The 18,159-nt window shown below is 44.4% G+C and carries 14 protein-coding genes; 10 read left to right on the top strand and 4 right to left on the bottom strand.

The window, feature by feature from the left end:
* Positions 1–284 precede the first annotated feature (284 nt).
* Complete coding sequence (locus V202x_RS26360) at positions 285–836, top strand: GNAT family N-acetyltransferase (protein ID WP_145179911.1); 552 nt, start codon at positions 285–287, stop codon at positions 834–836.
* A 64-nt stretch (positions 837–900) separates the two neighbouring features.
* On the opposite strand, the gene V202x_RS26365 is transcribed toward V202x_RS26360, so the two are convergent.
* Positions 901–2,070, bottom strand: a complete 1,170-nt coding sequence (locus V202x_RS26365) for a substrate-binding domain-containing protein (protein ID WP_197993110.1) — start codon at positions 2,068–2,070, stop codon at positions 901–903.
* A gap of 278 nt (positions 2,071–2,348) precedes the next feature.
* On the opposite strand from V202x_RS26365, the gene V202x_RS26370 reads away from it, so the two are divergent.
* From V202x_RS26370 to V202x_RS26395, 6 genes are all read left to right on the top strand, one after another.
* A complete protein-coding gene (locus V202x_RS26370) occupies positions 2,349–3,506 on the top strand; it encodes a TIGR03364 family FAD-dependent oxidoreductase (protein WP_145179915.1) in 1,158 nt (385 codons plus the stop codon).
* Between the two features lie 14 nt (positions 3,507–3,520).
* Complete coding sequence (locus tag V202x_RS26375) at positions 3,521–4,858, top strand: MFS transporter (RefSeq protein WP_145179917.1); 1,338 nt, start codon at positions 3,521–3,523, stop codon at positions 4,856–4,858.
* Positions 4,851–5,423: a phosphonate degradation HD-domain oxygenase gene (locus V202x_RS26380; protein ID WP_145179920.1), complete on the top strand. Its 573-nt coding sequence runs from the start codon at positions 4,851–4,853 to the stop codon at positions 5,421–5,423. Before V202x_RS26375 ends, V202x_RS26380 begins: the two co-directional genes overlap by 8 nt.
* Before the next feature lie 21 nt (positions 5,424–5,444).
* Positions 5,445–6,239 carry a phosphonoacetaldehyde hydrolase gene (gene phnX, locus V202x_RS26385; RefSeq protein WP_145179923.1) on the top strand — a complete coding sequence of 265 codons (795 nt, stop codon included), beginning with the start codon at positions 5,445–5,447 and terminating at the stop codon, positions 6,237–6,239.
* A gap of 1 nt (position 6,240) precedes the next feature.
* Positions 6,241–7,350: a 2-aminoethylphosphonate--pyruvate transaminase gene (phnW, locus tag V202x_RS26390; protein ID WP_145179926.1), complete on the top strand. Its 1,110-nt coding sequence runs from the start codon at positions 6,241–6,243 to the stop codon at positions 7,348–7,350.
* Between the two features lie 154 nt (positions 7,351–7,504).
* Complete coding sequence (locus V202x_RS26395) at positions 7,505–8,605, top strand: zinc-binding dehydrogenase (RefSeq protein WP_145179929.1); 1,101 nt, start codon at positions 7,505–7,507, stop codon at positions 8,603–8,605.
* A 1-nt stretch (position 8,606) separates the two neighbouring features.
* Here V202x_RS26395 and V202x_RS26400 read toward each other — a convergent pair whose 3' ends face one another.
* From V202x_RS26400 to obgE, 3 genes are all read right to left on the bottom strand, one after another.
* On the bottom strand, positions 8,607–9,803 hold the full coding sequence (locus V202x_RS26400; protein ID WP_145179932.1) for a hypothetical protein: 1,197 nt from the start codon (positions 9,801–9,803) through the stop codon (positions 8,607–8,609).
* A 439-nt stretch (positions 9,804–10,242) separates the two neighbouring features.
* Entirely contained in the window at positions 10,243–10,494 is a 252-nt protein-coding gene (locus V202x_RS26405) for a hypothetical protein (protein ID WP_145179935.1), read from the bottom strand.
* A 20-nt stretch (positions 10,495–10,514) separates the two neighbouring features.
* Positions 10,515–11,516, bottom strand: a complete 1,002-nt coding sequence (obgE, locus tag V202x_RS26410) for a GTPase ObgE (protein WP_145179938.1) — start codon at positions 11,514–11,516, stop codon at positions 10,515–10,517.
* Positions 11,517–11,955: 439 nt separating this feature from the next.
* Here obgE and V202x_RS26415 point away from each other — a divergent pair, with 439 nt between their 5' ends.
* The 3 genes from V202x_RS26415 (at position 11,956) to V202x_RS26425 (ending at position 18,049) form a co-directional block, all read left to right on the top strand.
* On the top strand, positions 11,956–12,999 hold the full coding sequence (locus tag V202x_RS26415) for an SIS domain-containing protein (protein ID WP_145179941.1): 1,044 nt from the start codon (positions 11,956–11,958) through the stop codon (positions 12,997–12,999).
* A gap of 63 nt (positions 13,000–13,062) precedes the next feature.
* Positions 13,063–16,323, top strand: coding sequence for an LptA/OstA family protein (locus V202x_RS26420; RefSeq protein ID WP_145179944.1), 3,261 nt, complete (start codon positions 13,063–13,065; stop codon positions 16,321–16,323).
* 109 nt (positions 16,324–16,432) lie between these two features.
* Entirely contained in the window at positions 16,433–18,049 is a 1,617-nt protein-coding gene (locus tag V202x_RS26425; RefSeq protein WP_145179947.1) for a DUF1570 domain-containing protein, read from the top strand.
* Positions 18,050–18,159: the final 110 nt, after the last annotated feature.

The following is an 18,159-nucleotide window of genomic DNA, read 5'->3' on the forward strand; positions in this document are numbered from 1 at the left end:
AAAATACTCCATAGAAGCGCTCTTAAGTTATTCGAAACTCTTTGATTTCGAATTATTTAGTTTTGTTAATCTATTTGAGCAAGCAGCGGCACTGAATTCAATCTCGATTGAGTCAACTCTGTCATTTTGAGCGTGATTTGCGTGAGTTTTATTGATTATCATACGCGAAAGTAGCGGATTCTATGGAGTGAAAGCTGAATTGAATTCAAATTGGTCTTACCATAGATTCATCAACATATTTTAGATTGATCAAATCTGTAAGCTTCCGATGAAAATCAAAACACATGACGCTAGAAACTCCACGACTCATTCTAAGACAGTGGTCTGAAACCGATGTGGCTCCCTTTGCAGAAATGAACAAGGACCCGCGGGTGATGAAGCACTTTCCAAACATTCTTTCTTACGAACAAAGTTCACAAATGGTCAAGCGGATTACCGCTCATTTCGAGGAACACGGATTTGGTCTCTGGGCAGTAGAAGTGAAAAAGACCAGTCAATTTGCTGGATTCATCGGTCTAGCTGTTCCCCAATTCACAGCTGATTTTACTCCCTGTGTCGAAGTTGGCTGGCGTTTGGCTGTTCCCTTTTGGAATCAAGGCTATGCGACCGAAGGCGCACGCGTTGCACTTGAGTTTGGATTTACGCAATGCAAACTAAGTGAGATTTTTTCTTTTACGGTCCCTGCAAACTTAGCTTCAAGGCGTGTGATGGAAAAAATCGGTATGTCTTATCTCTGCGATTTTGATCATCCGGCTCTATTAGAAAAAGATCCGTTACGACAACACGTTCTCTATCACATCACAAGCAAAGAAAGAGACAATTTACAGCAAAACTGATGCCTTCTCCGAACCAGAAGATTCTTTGCCAGTCGTAAAGATATCATTTATCCAGAGAGTTTGATTACTTTTGGGAATGGTTCGCTTGCCGATATTCACGGGGAGACATACCCATCAGTCTGCCAAACATCCGAATCATCGCTTCCTGATGCTGGAATCCGCAACGTGTTGCGATTTGTGAAATGGTTAAGTTTGTATCTTGTAATAATTTTGTGATGCGTTTTAATTTCTCTTGTCGAATTTCACTCGCCGGAGATCGGTGCAACGACTTTTGAAAGCGATGCTCTAAAATGCGGCGGGACACATTCAATTGCTGTGTGAGATCGGATACCTGCAATGGTTCCTGAGCATGTTGGCGAATAAACTGAACCGCTTCTCTGACCAAATCGTCATCTGCAAACAAAGTATCGGTCGAAGCGCGTTCCTCAATCGACAAGGGGGGAATCAGAACTGGTTTCCTGGGTGCAGGCTTTCTTTGAATCATCTGGTCTAATAGATTTGCCGCCGCATAACCTACCGCATGAGGAGCCTGATTGATATAGGAAAGTGGGACTGGTGAAAGAGAGGACATCAGAGGATCATGCTCAATACTAAGAATAGCAACCTGATCCGGAATTTCCAGATGATGATTCACACAAACAGTAGATACTTCCCGTCCCACTTTACTCGACCAAACTAACAATGCCACTGGCTTCGGGAGCTCCCATAACCATTGTTTCAACTGCTGTTGCTGTTTTTCATAGTCTGCCTCTTTTGTGAGCTCATAATAAGGGAAATCAAAACAAACTCCTTCTGCCAATTTGACTGCACGTCGAAACTGGTTCAAGATTGTCTCTGGATAGTTCGAATTCGAGTCGGGACCAATGTAACCAAATGAGCGGAACCCTTTCTTTAAAAAAAACTGTGCTGCCAAATTCGCACATGCAGTTTCATCCGAAACAACTTTGGGAATTTTTTGTGAATGCTTTCCAAGCCACGAAACATTGACCGCCGGTAAGTGTCGCTCAATAATCGATTGCTGGATTCGGGTATCAGTCAGGCGACAAATAGTCCCGTGCCCTTCCCATGAAGTGGGAAACTGAAGCTGCTCCTTCAAACCTCGAAATTCAATCCAAAAATCCCACCCCCCTTGCTCGGTCGCATAGTCGGCTATCCCTTCAATAACCTGTCGACTCCAGTCACTGGAAGTCTGCACCAATAAAGCAATCTTGCGACGCTCGGGGAACCTTAACATAGGATCTTTCCTGAACTGCGAATGGAACTTATTTGCGCTTTTACCGAATTCCCCATAGGGGATCCCAGGCATGATTTGTTAAAGAAGTCATGAAGATGATGTAAATATTATCAATTATACTGCGCAATTTGTCATTGTAATTTGAACTGAGTCTTACATAATTTTCAATCTAGAACAAAGTTTGAAAGAGGTCTGGGGGGAAGTTTTCCTGTTCTTCTCCTCAGACCCCAACTTGTTTCGTTTTCAATTTTCATCCCGATTCTGCAGATTCGCAAAGCATGTCGACTCAACCTTATCAGCGTAATTACGATGTCGTTGTGATCGGTGCAGGTGTTCTGGGCGCTTTTCATGCCTACTTCGCCACGCAACGAGGGTTTAAAACGCTGTTAATTGACAAAGGTGTATTTCCACAACAAGCATCGGTAAGAAATTTCGGTTTGATCATTCCAAGTGCCATGCCACCCGGCATCTGGCGAGATCGAGCGTTGGCTTCTTGTGAGATCTACTCTGAATTATCTGACCTGCTGGGAGTTCACATCCGCCGTGTCGGGACACAGTATTTGGCCCATACAGAAGCGGAAGCCTCTTTTTTGAAACGTATGGCGCAGGAACAACATGATGAATATTGTCCGGCGGAGTTTCGAAACTCAAAAGAAACAGTTCAATCAAGTTGCTGTTTGAATATGGATTTCTGCAAAGGAAGTCTCTACTTTCCGAATGATTTACAGTTAGACCCTGGATTGTTCTTTCGTGCGTTTATCAACTGGTTCGCCAGCTCATCTGACTGTGACTATCTTCCCAAAGCAACGGTCGTTTCTGTAGAAGAACGTAAGAATCATAATCAAATTAAAACAGCCGATGGCAGACAATTTTATGCTCAGCAGGTTTTTGCCTGCTCCGGAGCCGATCTACAAACACTGTTTCCGGAAGTCTATGCTGAAAGTAACCTCCATTATTGCAAGCTGCAAATGCTCAAGCTGGCAAATCCCAATAATCGAATGCTCGGCGTCAACATTGCCTCCCCCATTGCACTCACACGTTATCCCGCATTTCTGAATGCTCAGTTTTCACAAGGAGTTTCTCTGGAATTACCAGACGAAGCCTTACAAGAACGAGGCATTCAAATCTGGTTCACTCAAAATGAGCACAACGAATTTATTTTGGGTGATTCACATGAATATTCTGAGGAACCGCCGACCGAGTTTCTGTCAGCCGAGATTGAATCGAAGATGATAGACTATGCACGAAATATGTTTGTAAATCTAGATTTTAAAGTCACAGATCGCTGGTCTGGCATTTATACTGAAGAAAAATCAGCTGGGCTCTTTCAGCACTCTCTGAGTGAACGAATTGATCTCATCACCGGTATCGGTGGCAAAGGGATGACAACAGGCCCCGGACTGGCAAAAGAAAACATCAGCCGACTCTCCCTCTAATTAAGCAGTATTCGATGTTTAAAGACACTTCAAAAAAATGGCAACGCATGACCCTGCTGAGTCTGTTCCTGGGATATGTCGGTTATTACATCTGCCGTTCTAATCTCGCTGTCGCCACGCCATTACTGCTAAAAGAGGGATTTACAAAAATCGAAATGGGGACTGTTGCCTCAGCGGGCATCATCCTTTATACAGTTGGTAAAATCATCAATGGTTATCTGGCAGACTTCCTTGGCGGCAGATTACTTTTCTTGATGGGCATGATTTGCTCAATCCTATTTTCGATTCTGTTCGGACTCGCCTCCGGTTTGATATTCTTTATCTTCCTTTGGGCATGTAATCGTTTTTTTCAATCAATGGGATGGGTCGCACTGGTGAAAACTGCGTCCCGTTGGTTCCCTGTTGAGCGACATGCAACCGTGATGGCGATCCTATCACTCTCTTTCTTATTTGGAGACGCGTTCGCTCGATTCTATCTGGGCAGTTTAATTTCAATCGGAGAAAATTATTCCCTTCTCGGATTTCTTACGGATTGGCGAACGGTTTTTTTCGTAGCCGCATTTTCTCTGACTTTGATTGCCATCTTTGTTTATCGAACATTAAACTCAAGTCCGGTCGATGTGGGTTTACCTGAACCTGACGCAAACCCCATGAATGTTTTTGGCGAAGAAGGAAATCATGCAGAACGCATTTCGATTAAAGCAGTTTTAAAACCATTACTCGCCAGTCCATTATTCTGGCTGATATGCATCATGAATTTCAGCCTCACTTTAGTGCGTGAAACCTTCAACTTTTGGACGCCTACATTTCTAAACGAAGTAGCCCGATTTGATATCGGGAGTGCTGCCATCGGTAGTATGTTGTTCCCTCTTGTGGGAGGCTGCTCAACATATTTGGCAGGAATCACTTCGGACCGATTACGTGGAAGACATGGACGGGTCGTGCTCCCTAGTTTAGTACTCTTGGTTTTATCGTTGATACTACTCGCCACTATCAATGTCTCTGGAAAACCAATTCTGGCTCTCACGCTTCTCTCACTAGTCGCGTTTTTTCTAATGGCCCCCTATTCCTTTCTTTCCGGTGTGATGGCCATTGACCTGGGAGGAAAACGAGGTTGCTCGACGGTGGCAGGTCTCGTCGATTCTGCCGGCTATTTAGGTGGTATTCTATCTGGATATACGATTGGAATGATTGCCCAAAATTATGGTTGGAAGATGGCCTTTGGTGGATTGGCAGGCGTTTGTTGTACAGCCATCATTGCCGGTATTGTGTATTGGTTAATTCAGGAACGGGAAATGAATCTTGCTCAGGCACTCTTACCCAAATCTAACAGCGAGGTCCCTGATGTTTAAACATGATCCGCTCAAGATCGTCAAAGAAATCCGGCTACTTTTTACTGAAAAAGGGAATTCGATGTATGCCGGCGAACCAGTCACACAGACAGAGCATGCATTGCAAGCGGCTTTTTCTGCAGAACAAGCAGGAGAGGCTCCGGAATTAATTGTTGCCGCTTTACTACATGATATTGGTCATTTACTACACAAACATGATGAAGACTGTGCCGAACAAGGCATAGACGATCTACATGAATCCATTGGTGCACAGTGGCTGCTTCAATACTTTCCTCCTGATGTGACCGAACCAATCCGTTTGCATGTCGCTGCCAAACGCTACCGTTGTGCTTTAGACCCCCAATACCATTCGCAATTGTCACCAGCATCAGTACTGAGCCTGCAACTCCAGGGAGGACCCTTTGAAGAAGAAGAACTGAAAATATTCGAAGATAATCCCTGGCATGCGGCAGCTCTACGTCTCCGCAGTTGGGATGAAGCTGCAAAAATCCCCAATTATAAAACACCGGAACTGGAACATTTTTTAACTTACGTCGACAGAGTTCTGGAACAACAAGCTCTGTAATTTTATCAATCGAAAGTCATTATGAAGGCATCAAAAATTCAACTTGTTATTTTCGACTGGGCAGGCACGACTATCGACCATGGCTGTTTTGCCCCGATCTCCGCGTTTATTAAAGCATTTCAAACTTGTGGTGTGGAACTGACGCCTCAACAAGCACGGGGGCCAATGGGCCTGCATAAGCAAGATCACATCCGCAATCTCTTTCAAATCCCAGAAATTGCCGCGCAGTGGGAGAAGGTGCATCAGAAGCCCTGGGCAGAAAAAGACGTTGAGCACATTTACGAAACATTTATGCCTCTGCAAGTTACAGAAGCGCTTAACTATACTGAATTCGTTCCCGGTCTCTGCGAAACTATATCCCTGCTAAGGGAGCGGGGTATGAAAATTGGCTCAACGACCGGTTATCCGCGAATCGTTGCAGAACCGATCTTGGAGATTGCGAGTTCCCATGGTTATACCCCCGATTTCTCCATGTGTGCAGATGAAGTTCCTGCAGGGCGGCCTGCTCCCTGGATGATTTATCGAAATATGGAGGCCCTTAATGTATTTCCCCCCACTTCGGTCATCAAAGTCGGTGATACCATTCCTGACATTGAAGCAGGTCTGAACGCGGGAACGTGGACTGTAGGTCTGACACAAACAGGCAGTGAGGTAGGTTTAACGCTTTCTGAATTTGAAGCGTTAAACTGCGAACAACAACAAGAAAGACTACACGCCGCAGAAACCAAGCTCAAAAATGCAGGCGCCCATTTCGTCATTCCAACATTGAATACACTTCCAGAAATCATTGATCAAATTGAATCGAGAGAATATTAAGATGGATGCAGAGATTCCCTACTTATTACTGACACCAGGCCCTTTGACCACAACAAAGAGTGTGCGCGAAGCGATGCAGGTTGACTATTCGACCTGGGATGTTGACTACAATCAACGTGTGGTGGAGATCCGCAATCGGCTGGTTCAACTTGCTACTAATGAATCAGGCTACACATCCGTACTCATGCAGGGAAGCGGTACATTTGCCGTTGAAGCAACTATCGGCTCGGTGATTCCTCCTGATGGAAAGTTGCTGGTGATTTCCAACGGAGCTTATGGAGCACGTATCGCACAAATTACTCGCTGTTTGAATATCAGTCTGAAAGAGTTGTCGTACCCCGAAACGGAACCACCAGATCTCGATGAAATCCGAAATTACCTGGCAACCGATAATCAAATCACCCATGTGGCAATGGTTCACTGCGAAACAACAACAGGTATGTTGAACCCAGCAGCTGAGGTCGGAAAGATTGTCGCTGAAGCAGGAAAAGATTATATCCTAGATGCCATGTCTTCCTTCGGTGGAATTCCACTTTCAATGGAATCACATCATGTTGATTATCTCATATCATCAGCCAACAAATGCATTCAAGGCGTTCCCGGCTTTGGTTTCGTCATCGCTAACCAGAAGATGTTAGAACAAACGGCTGGTTTCGCACGTTCTTTGAGTCTGGATCTTTTTAGTCAATGGAATGAAATGGAGCACAAAGGAGGAAAATGGCGATACACATCTCCTACACATGTAGTCTGTGCCTTTCTCCAAGCCTTGAAAGAACTGGAAACGGAAGGAGGTATTCAGCAGAGATATGACCGTTATTCTGAAAATCAATCTACACTAGTGACTGCGATGCAAAAACAAGGTTTGAATACGCTCTTACCGCGCGAATTACAATCGCCAATCATAACCTCGTTTTATTATCCGGAGCATCCACAGTTTTCGTTCAACGAATTTTACGACGAGTTAAAAAAACGCCGCTATGTGATCTACCCGGGTAAAGTAAGTCAGGCCGAAACATTTCGAATTGGAAATATTGGAAATGTATTTCCTGACGACATGTTGGCTTTGGTTGAACATATTGAACAGGTATTACATACGATCACAGTTTCCTAGAGTATGTTTTATAATGTGATAAAGAAGTACACTTTTCGCTCATCAGTACAAAGCCTATAAAAAAACCATCAACCTGTCTCTTTTAGAACCTTAACACATAGCGTTATATATTTCGAACAGTTTTATTTTCATCATTATTATTAGATATAAAAATATGAATGCTCAATGTAAATCGATCGTTCTGACAGGAAGTGAGCCTACACTAGAATGTTCTATTGTAGAGCAACCTGAACTACAGCCTGGTGAAGTACTCGTAGAAATTCTCTGTTGCACAATTTGTGGGAGTGACCTGCATACATTTCAAGGTACACGCTCCACTCCCTGCCCTACCATACTCGGGCACGAAATGGTAGGACGCGTAGTCGACATGCACCCTGAATATCCGACCGTGGATTTTCTGGAACGTCCTGTCAAAGTTGGTGATCGAATTACCTGGTCTGTTGCCGTTTCCTGCAAAGACTGCGAATACTGTCGACGTGGACTAACACAAAAATGTTCTCGACTCTTCAAGTATGGTCATCAGAAACTGTCAGACGCAAATTACCTGAGTGGTGGACTGGCCAGCCATTGCCATCTGGCCAAAGGCACGACTCTTTTCAAAGTACCAGAATCACTACCCGATCTGATTGCCAGTCCTGCCAATTGTGCGACCGCAACTGTTATGGCCGCGTTTCGACTTGCCGGCGATGTTAAAAATCGCTCCGTATTAATATTGGGTGCAGGAATGCTGGGAGTGACTGCCTCGGCTGTAGCACATTCGAAAGGTGCTGAATCCATCTTTATTACAGACATCGACGCATCACGTCTCAAACAGAGCCTGGAATTTGGAGCAAATCATACATTGTTAGTAAAAAAAGAGCAGCCTCTGCATGCAGAGATCCAACATTTGACTCAAGGTCGAGGTGTCGATTTTGTGTTTGATATGACGGGCGTACCAGAAGTCATTGAGAGTGGTCTGGAAGCAACTGCCATTGGTGGCACAATGATTCTCGTCGGTTCGGTATACCCCGCGCGACCGGTTCAATTTCCAGCAGAAAATATTGTGCGTCGACTAATCAGACTAGAAGGAATTCACAATTATATCGACCTTGATCTCGCAAATGCGCTGAACTTTCTTGAACGACATCAAAAAACCTATCCGTTTCATCGACTTTGCGAACAGACATTTTCTCTGGAAGATGTGTCTGCTGCATTTGCTGAATCAGCAAATCGACGCTCTTATCGGGTTGCCGTTCTGCCGAACCTTGAGGCTTGATCTAAAAATCAATTTCGGCAGACTCACCTAGACTGATACCACCGCCAGGGTTCGCAACTCGATTAAAACGCTTGGCAGGCCACTGAGAACCCCTGTTTTCAGCAATTCGCTTTGGTTGGGACCGAACTTGGGCACGCACTGACTGCTCTCTTTTCTGATCCAGGACATTGCGTGGGATCCGCTTTGATTCGGGAACAAAGGCTACCGTAGAACGATGCTCATGACTCTTTACTCTGCGGCCATCAAAAGGAATTCGTGATTCAATGGGAAGTGGTCGTGACTTACGTAAAGCTTGATCTCTTTGCCCATCCAGGCTTGCCAATGTTGTTTGTTCGCCTTGTGATAAAGCAGCCTCTGCCTCTTCGTCATCCGGGCTCTGTGATCGAATTACAAGGTTTTTGTTTCCAATAGCTGGTTTTTGTTCGTTGGTTGCAAGTTGTTGGTCAGCAGGAAGCTGTAAAGAAGGGCTACCAGCGATGATCCACTTACTCCAATGTTGTTCCAAGTGCTCAACATTTTTGTATTTATACTGCTTGGCGATCGCTTCATCCCAGCCATTTTTATGTGCGTCTTCCAGAAACATCAAATAACGTTTTTTACCACCGGCTTGCAGCAGGAAATCAGCAAGTGAGTATCCTTCAGCGTAAAGTGTGAGGACCTGTTGCATTTCTGATGGGTATTCTTTCATCGACAGCAAACGCCTGAGAGGAATACGCTGATTGGTTCCCATCACTTGCCGGTTTAATAATCTTTGACGCTTTTTCTCTGATTCGTGTTCTACAATCGTAGCAGCTCCTTCATCAGCCCAACGCGGAAGTGGACGACGAAAGTAGCAAGCAAAAATAGTATGATTGACTTCATGAGGTAATACAGAATCCAGGATTCGCTCCAAGGTTCCCTGAATCTGCATGTCCCAGCCAAACACTTGGCCACGGTCGAAGGAAAAAGTAGTAGCCCCTCCTGCACCATAGTTACCAACTTTGACTTTAATCGGACATGGGGCATACCACTTTGGTAATTCGTGACCCAGCCAGGTAATGGCTAACTCTTTTCGGTAGATTTCTGCAGCATCGCCGATCTGTTTGGCAATCTCTGGAGTTGGTGCATGTGTGACAAAATTAGGAGTCTTATAAGAGGCTCCCAGCGAAATGAATGAAGCCAAACACAAAATGAGACAACGACAAAGTTGAGCTTCCATGCCCTCTTGTTCCTTATTGATGCAGCCAAAGATGCGGGTCTTGGCTGACAAACTCTTAATTGATTGTAATGGGATAGTTTTGGGTCGATCACTCGAAATGGGGTTTTGAGATTTGATCGCTTGCTGAACCTGTGGTTCGAGTCACCTGAAACCATCGTCGGTGAATCCGATTCAGACGAAAGGGGTTGGTGACAGGTAAACTTCTTTTATGCAAACATGAGACCAATGATTGGAAAAAAGCAAATTTGGTCTTCTAAAGACTCTAGTGCATTCAGCTTAAGTCTCACTTGTTTAATCACTTATAGCACATTATTGAAATTTTTACCGTAACAGCAGAGTGTGGAATGAATCAAAACTGTTTTGTAGAATTTGCAATCGTTATCAGATCACAATTGGAAATGCAATATTTACAATTTGGAACGCGGTAATCATAAAGGCTTCAAAATCGGATGCGTGCAAAAGCCCATCCTAGTAAGAAACCAACCAGCATTAGTACACCCAACTCAGTAATCCGCTGGGTTTGACTTTGGGGCGAATTGAAAAACGCTTGAAAGGCGAAGCCCAACACCATCATCAGTCCCGCTCCATATTTTCCAAAACGAACCCGAATCTCCCTGGTATTCACTTCAGATTTGGTAGATTCAGTAGGAGTCTGGGTAGACTCTTCATTTTCGGGATTGTTCAAACTCAACTTGTCTTCCTTCACAAGATTCAAGCCTCAATTTCCAGCGTTTGCAGTTCGTCGACAATCATCCGAATCAGTTGTTCCAGGTTTTCTCCCGTAGCAGATGAAATCTGCATTATGGAATGACCTAGCTCCTCTTCCAGCAATTTTGCAACAGGAGTTGCATCAGGAAGCTCACATTTAGTGACGACGATGATTTCTGGGCGTTCCATCAGAGTAGGATCATAGAGCCGCATTTCTTCCCGAATCTGACGATAGTTCTGAATTGGATCAGTTTGATCCATGGGTGAAGGTTCTACCAGATGCACAAGTACCCGCGTTCGCTCGACGTGCCTCAGGAACTCGTGCCCGAGCCCGATCCCAGCATGGGCGCCTTCAATTAAACCGGGAATATCAGCCACCACAAATTGATGGTCAAAACCGACGCGCACAAGCCCTAAATTAGGATATTTTGTGGTAAATGGGTAAGCAGCGATTTCAGGATGTGCCTTAGAAAGGCGGCTTAATAGAGTAGATTTTCCAGCATTGGGCTTTCCCACTAATCCGACATCAGCGATTAATTTTAACTCGAGTGAAACATCCCGGTGTTCTCCTGGCTTTCCAGGCTCGAATTCACGGGGTGTCTGATGAGTGGCTGTCGCAAAATGACGATTTCCACGTCCTCCATCCCCACCTTTCGCTACGACAACTCGGTCACCACTCTGTTTCATATCACGTAAGAGATGCCCGCGCTTGCTGTCCAGTACCAACGTACCGGGGGGGACCATGATGATAGCATCCTGGCCACTTTTCCCTGTTTTTAAACTCCCTTGCCCGTGGCCTCCCCGCTCCGCATTCCAATGTTTATGACCAATGAGATTCGCCAGACTACTGACATTCTCATCTGCAAGCACAACAACATCTCCACCTTTACCCCCATCCCCACCATTGGGACCACCACGAGGTACGTGTGCTTCCCGTCGGAAACTGGTACAACCATCTCCACCATCACCGGCTTTACAATAAATATCAACACGATCTACAAACATAATTATCCGTCTACTGTTACCTGAGTTATCTAAGCTTAAATAGCTCACGATGTTGAGAAAATCATTTCATGAAAAAATGAATCCGCCATCGAAATCACCAAGGCTATTGTTCTTTTTAGAATATGTGTGGCAGATAGTGAGATAGAGTTAACTATCTATCACTAGATTATCGAAGGAAAAAACATTTTAGATGGTCTCATACAAAATACGAGTGTCGATTCGTGCATTCTTCTACAATCCTTGTCATGAAATCATAACAAGAAGGATTATACTGCCAGTCGTTGGAATAACTTCAGTGAACTAAGTTCGATAAGCCATTTTAAAACAGTAACTTACGCCAATTTGATGTTCCTGGACTCGGATTGACCCGTTTTGGGCTTCCTTTTATACTTCCGCTCCCCTGAAAATGCCCTCAATGATGCGACAAAGGAATGGCGCAATGAGTTCTCTGCCTGCAAGGTCGGTAATCGAGTTTTCACAGTTTGACCAATTACGTGATGCGCGTGAAATCATTTCTTGCGAAGCAGATGCCTTGCGCCAGATGGGACAGAATTTGGGAATTGAGTTCTGTGATGCCATCGATTTAATACTCTCAAGAAAAGGAGCCGTGATTCTCACAGGAATGGGAAAAGCGGGACTCATCGCGCAAAAAATTTGTGCCACACTTTCCTCTACAGGCACGCGTTCTCATTTCTTACATCCGGCAGAAGCCATTCACGGAGACCTGGGTTGTCTTCACGCAGATGATATGATACTCGCGCTTTCTAATAGTGGTGAAACAGAAGAACTAAGGCGCTTAATACCACTTGTCCAGAAAATGTACCTGCCACTGGTTAGTATCACTGCCCGTGAGACAAGCACTCTTGGGCGGGCATCTCAGGTAGTGTTATGTTTAGGAGATTTAAAAGAAGCAGGCATACATCAATTGGCGCCTTCCACAACGACTACCGCAATGCTTGCCATGGGGGACGCCTTATCTCTCGTGATCAGCAAAGCACGCGGGTTCACTCCATTACAATTTGCAACATTTCATCCTGGCGGAAGTCTGGGACGACGTTTAACGAAAATCAATGAAGTGATGCGCGATCGTAAGGAAGTGCGTGTCACCAGAGAAACCACTTCCATTCGAGAATCTTTCATTCAGTTGAGTCGTCCCGGTCGCCGAAGTGGTGCTGTGATTATTGTCAATGGATTAGATCAGGTCACCGGCATCTTTACTGATAGTGACCTCGCCAGACTACTTGAAGAACGTCGCGAAGGACAGCTGGATCGTCCTATTTCTGAAGTTATGACAGCCGAACCCACAACCATTCAGTCTGATGCTTCATTGGAAGCAGCAATTACATTACTTAAAACTCGCAAATTAAGCGAACTGCCTGTTGTAGATCAACAACATCAATTAGCAGGCCTCATCGATATTACCGACGTCATTGGTTGGCAACCACAACGTGAATCAACCGAAGTGAACACTGAAGCGGGTTAAATCGGATCTTAATTTTCATTTCAATAAGTCACATCCTATTTTAGAAACGACCTTGTAATTTCTATGTCCGGAGCCATTCACCATAATCGGAATGGATTATTCGATCGCCTGATAGCCAGTCGTCTGTTGTTGATCTGGGTTACAACAGCTTCACTAACTGGTGCATATCTGGTATATGCGCAGGCAATACGGCTTGTGATTAAAGAAAAAGTAATTCGCCGCGAATTTCCGAAAGAAGTCATCGAATCGCCCGCTTATGCAACCGGCAATAACGAGAGGGCCAATACGTACCTTCCCGAAAGCCCTTGGGCAGCCGATGCACGTTATCAATTCCAAGATGAAAACGTCTTTGTTTATACTGAGAAATGGGAACAGGAAGAAGAGAAAAAAGCAGCACGCTTGAAACCGTTTGCGATGTTAATGTTCGACACCAAAAAAGGGGAAGCCGAACAACCTTTTGCCTTAATGAGTCAAGAGGCACTGATTCGCTTTGAATTCCCTTTTGGGGTCAAACACACTGACCCTGGACGGATGATTGCTGGCTCGTTAGAAGGCAATGTAAAAATTACAGGACCGAATGGTCTCATCATTTATGGGCGTAATTTCTTCTACGATGAATCGTCGATGAATATCTGGAGCGATCATGAAGTACGCTTCGCGTATGAAAACCATCGAGGCCATGCGCGAGGCATTGAAATGAAACTGATACCTTCTGCCACTAAACCAACGGAGCTCAAGCCGGCTGCAGAGGGAATAAGGGAAATCGTACTTCGGCGAGATGTGTACATGGAACTGGCCTTGAAAAAAAAGCTAGAGTCTTCAAGAAACGGCAAACCACGTTTTGCAACAGTAAAAAGCACTGGAAGTTTCACGTTTAACCTAGAAACAAATCAGGGAACGTTTACCGACGACGTTCGCGTATATCAACCAACCAGCCCGCATCAGGCTGATACTCTGCAATGCGATAATTTAAATTTACAGTTTGTTCGTAAAGCCAATGATGATAGTCCAAGTACAATTGAAAAAGAGTCAGGCAAGTCTACTCTGAGTCACTCCAGTGGAAATTTGAAATTTCAAAAGCTAGTTGCTACGGGTAACAACGTCACACTCATCTCTGAAGAGAACCAGTTTACAGGCACGATGACCCGACTTTTCTATAACGAAGATACTAAAACCATTGTCCTGACTGACAAACGAGATGTTCGCGTTTTGCAACAATCCTCAGAACTCCGGTGTCCTGAGATCACTATTGTCCAGAATCAGGAAGGGAAGTTAGAAACGGTCACCTGCCAGGGAGCTGGTTGGATCAAACACCGCGATGCCAATACGGGCCAATTAACTATGGCAGCCCAATGGGCCAAACAGATGAAAAAATCCGTTGATCCAGAGAACGGACTCGAAATGGTAGAATTGGAAAAACAGTGTATCGTCAGACAACCGACTGAAGAATTTGCACTCGCTGCCCAAATAATACGTTTATGGCTAAAAGGTGATTTGCCTTCTTTAAAAAAAGTCAATTCAAAAAAACAAGGATCAAATCAACGGGAATCGAAGAACTCTCAAAAGATAGAGAACAAATTGGATCCGTATAAAATGATTGCGGAGCAGGATGTTGCCATTTACAGTCCCCAACTCAGAGGAAAAACCAAACGACTCGAAGTCTGGTTTGGTCCTGTGGCGACTCCGCAGTCAGCACCCAATGCGCCTATTGAAAATCAAACGCAGCTACAACAGCCGACTGTCAAACAGGTCGCATTTGCAGTCGAGGATCCAATCCTTTCATTAAAGGTACCTCAATCAACACGCATACAGACTCTCGCCATGAATCAAAGTGGCCCTTTTTCAATCCAACCTAAAAAAACTGTCTCAACCAATAACAAACAAACTGTTGATTCAAAAGAAGGTCGAGCTAAGATCCCGTCTCGTAATAAAAATTCTGATTTCTTTGGTAGAAGCGACACAAATAAACCGCTCGAGCCAGTAATGGTAACTGCAGACTTAATGACACTGCGTGTGCAAAAGAATGTACTCGGCAAAGCTGAAGTCGCAGAAGTTTGGACCAAAGGAAATGTCTCTGTTCAACAACTTCATGGTGAACAAGAAAAACCATTGCATATCACTGGTAACCAATTACATATTCGGAACAAAGGCAGCAATGACCAAGTGGTACATATCATTGGCAGTCCTGCGAAAATCAATGAACGAGGTTTTCAGATTGAAGGAGAGAATATTTTTCTCTATCGTCTCGCAAACCGGGCTGAAGTTCAGGGGAAAGGACTACTACTGCTCCCCGTGCGTGGGGGTAGCCGATCCGCAGCCGGTTTACTTTCCGGTGCAGAAGGCATTACAGAAGGAAAAAATAAAGCACAATCACCCCAAAGTCATTCGGCAGCCCAATCTGATCAGGTCCTGGAAATACACTGGGAAAAGGAAATGATTTTCGATGGATTGACAGCAAACTTCTTCGGAAAAGTCAGAACCAATATGGGAGACAACCGGCTACGTTGTCAGGAGATGGAAGTCATTCTGTCTGATCGAGTTTCCTTTACAGAAAAGAATTCAAAGGAACAGAAACCAAAAGTCCAACTCATTACTTGTCGAGATGGAGTGGAAGTAGAGAGTAATGAGTATTTGGAGAATCGATTAATTGGAATTCGTCGCGCCAGTTTCTGGCAGATGAATGTCGATCAGGAAACAGGCAATGCCGAAGCGAACGGCCCCGGGTGGTTGATTTTGTGGCGGAGAGAAAATCCGGGAAAACCTGACTCGCAAACAAAAGTTTCACAAGCCAATCAACCACAAAAGACCGACACAGATAGTTGGACCTACACGCGGATTGACTTTAACGGCAAAATGGAGGGTAATGTTTCACAACGCAGTACTAACTTCGACGATCGCGTGCAAATTACTTATGGAGCCGTCAAACGACCTCTCGATACCATTAATCCCAATAAACTCCCTCCCCAGACAGGATGGATGCGCAGTAATTCTTTGAAACTCATCCAGCATGAGATCAACGGTCAGAAAAAGAAATTCATTTCAGTATTAGCAAAAGGAAATGCAGAACTGGAAGGGAATACGCTCATCAAGAATAAGCGTACTCCTATGAATCAGTCCTTTATTGCTCGAGCCGATACGATTAGCTTTGATGAATCCAAAGACTTGTACACAATGCGTTCCTTTGGAAACCGTAAAGCAACTCTTCGACGTTATTCCAAAGGGGGCAACGGACCAACTATGAATGAATCGCAGGAAATCGAGTTCGCACCCACTTATGATCGAGTCACATTACATGGTGTAACTGTCATACAAGGACTGCCTTAATCGAATTCACGGTTAATCTCAAGAATACTTCTTTTTTCCGCTGATCTCCTCGTCTACAATTAAAAAGTGAGATTTCCAGCTTCGGCTTCAATAAGGAAGAACTGCGATTATGTCTATTCAAAATCATCAATCCTTTTTCGGCATCACTATTGCCCGTTTGAGACTGGTTGAAGATACAAATAGACGTTTTAATTTCAGCATCCTGTTTTACAGTCTGATGATCTTCCTGTTACTACTGGGAATGCCAACTCGAAGCTTCGCACAAAACTCTCGCGCGCTGATGACTTATCAGAAACAACACGCGGCTTTGCAAAAAAACTTTGAAGCGAATTTGAAGAAACTAGTCGTTCAATGTCAGCAAGATCAAAAGCTTGACGGAGTGCAGAAAATCACCCAGTTGCTGAAAGAGTTAGATGAGCTTGATCCGCAATCAAATCCACTTCCAAAATCAGTGCGTGATGAAATTCCTCTTAACCTACCCATAGGAGAACGTGCCTGGCGTTTGAAACTTCGTAATCTGCAGGAGAAACAAGCAAATGATCTGTTTGTGTTTTCGCGCAAAGTATTGCATGCAGGCTTTCCCAGTTTTGCATATGACCTGGTCTTAGAAACCGCTTTTCTTAACCCGGATCATCGCTCAGTTAGATTGATTCTGGGTTACGTTCGTAACGGCAATGACTGGGTTACTCCTTTCGAAAAGGAGATGCAACGCCGAAAGTATCAATGGCATGAAAAGTATGGCTGGCTTCCGGCCGCTCATATTGCCCGCTATGAAAAAGGAGAACGCTACGTCAATGGTCGGTGGAAGTCGGCAGCACAGGAAGCGGAAATCAGGCGTGACTTTCGAAACGCCTGGGAAATCCGTACCGAACATTTTCTGATTAAAACGAATCACAGCCTCGAAATGGGTGTCAAATTGGCAACCGAAATGGAAGATTTTTATCGCTACTTCCATCAGACCTTCGTTGGCTTTTTCAATACACCAGAGCAACTGAATAAGTTATTTCAAGGAGCCAGAAACTTTTTCAAACGAAAAAATGGTCATCAGCATGTGATGCATTACTACAGTACTCGGGAAGAATACGTAAATAGATTACAGAAAGAGATTCCACAAATCGGATTAACACACGGTATTTATCTGTTTGGCGATCGGATTTCTCATTTTTACCATCGCCCTGACGCGGATGGCGATCTGGGAACACTTTATCATGAAGCAACGCATCAATTGTTTTATGAAGCGGGTATCGTTTCCAAAAACAGGGAAGTTGGCGAGAAGAATCATTTTTGGGCAATCGAAGGCATTGCCTGCTATATGGAATCATTTGAGAGAAAAGGCGATGTTTTCCGATCCGGGAATCCAAAACACATTCGCTTCAACGCAGCCCGTTATCGTCTCCTGCAAGACAACTATTATATTCCTCTGGAGACATTTGCCTCTATGGGCCGTAATGCATTTCAGACGAGCCCAAACATAAGTCCGAACTATAGTCAAGCCTCAGGATTGTCTCATTTTTTTATGCATGCTGAAGGCCGAAAATATCGCGACGCTTTTATCAGTCAGCTGACACAACTTTATAGCTTTAACTCCCGAGTTCGCAACAACGCAAAAACTCTGGAAGAGCTAACCGGCGCCTCTTATACCGAGCTGGACCGCCAGTACAAAGAATATTCAGCCACTCTACAAAATGCGCTCGATGAAAGCGAATTAAGTCTGCAAACTCAGTAGGAACATCCTTATTGAGTTTAGCGGATCCAGTTTGTTCTTATTGCTCTTCGAACTACAGCATTCCATTCCTTCTTCGAAGAAATAGATTTATGACCTCAATAATAAGGTCT

The sequence above is a fragment of the Gimesia aquarii genome, assembly GCF_007748175.1.
Taxonomy (GTDB): Bacteria; Planctomycetota; Planctomycetia; order Planctomycetales; family Planctomycetaceae; genus Gimesia; species Gimesia aquarii_A.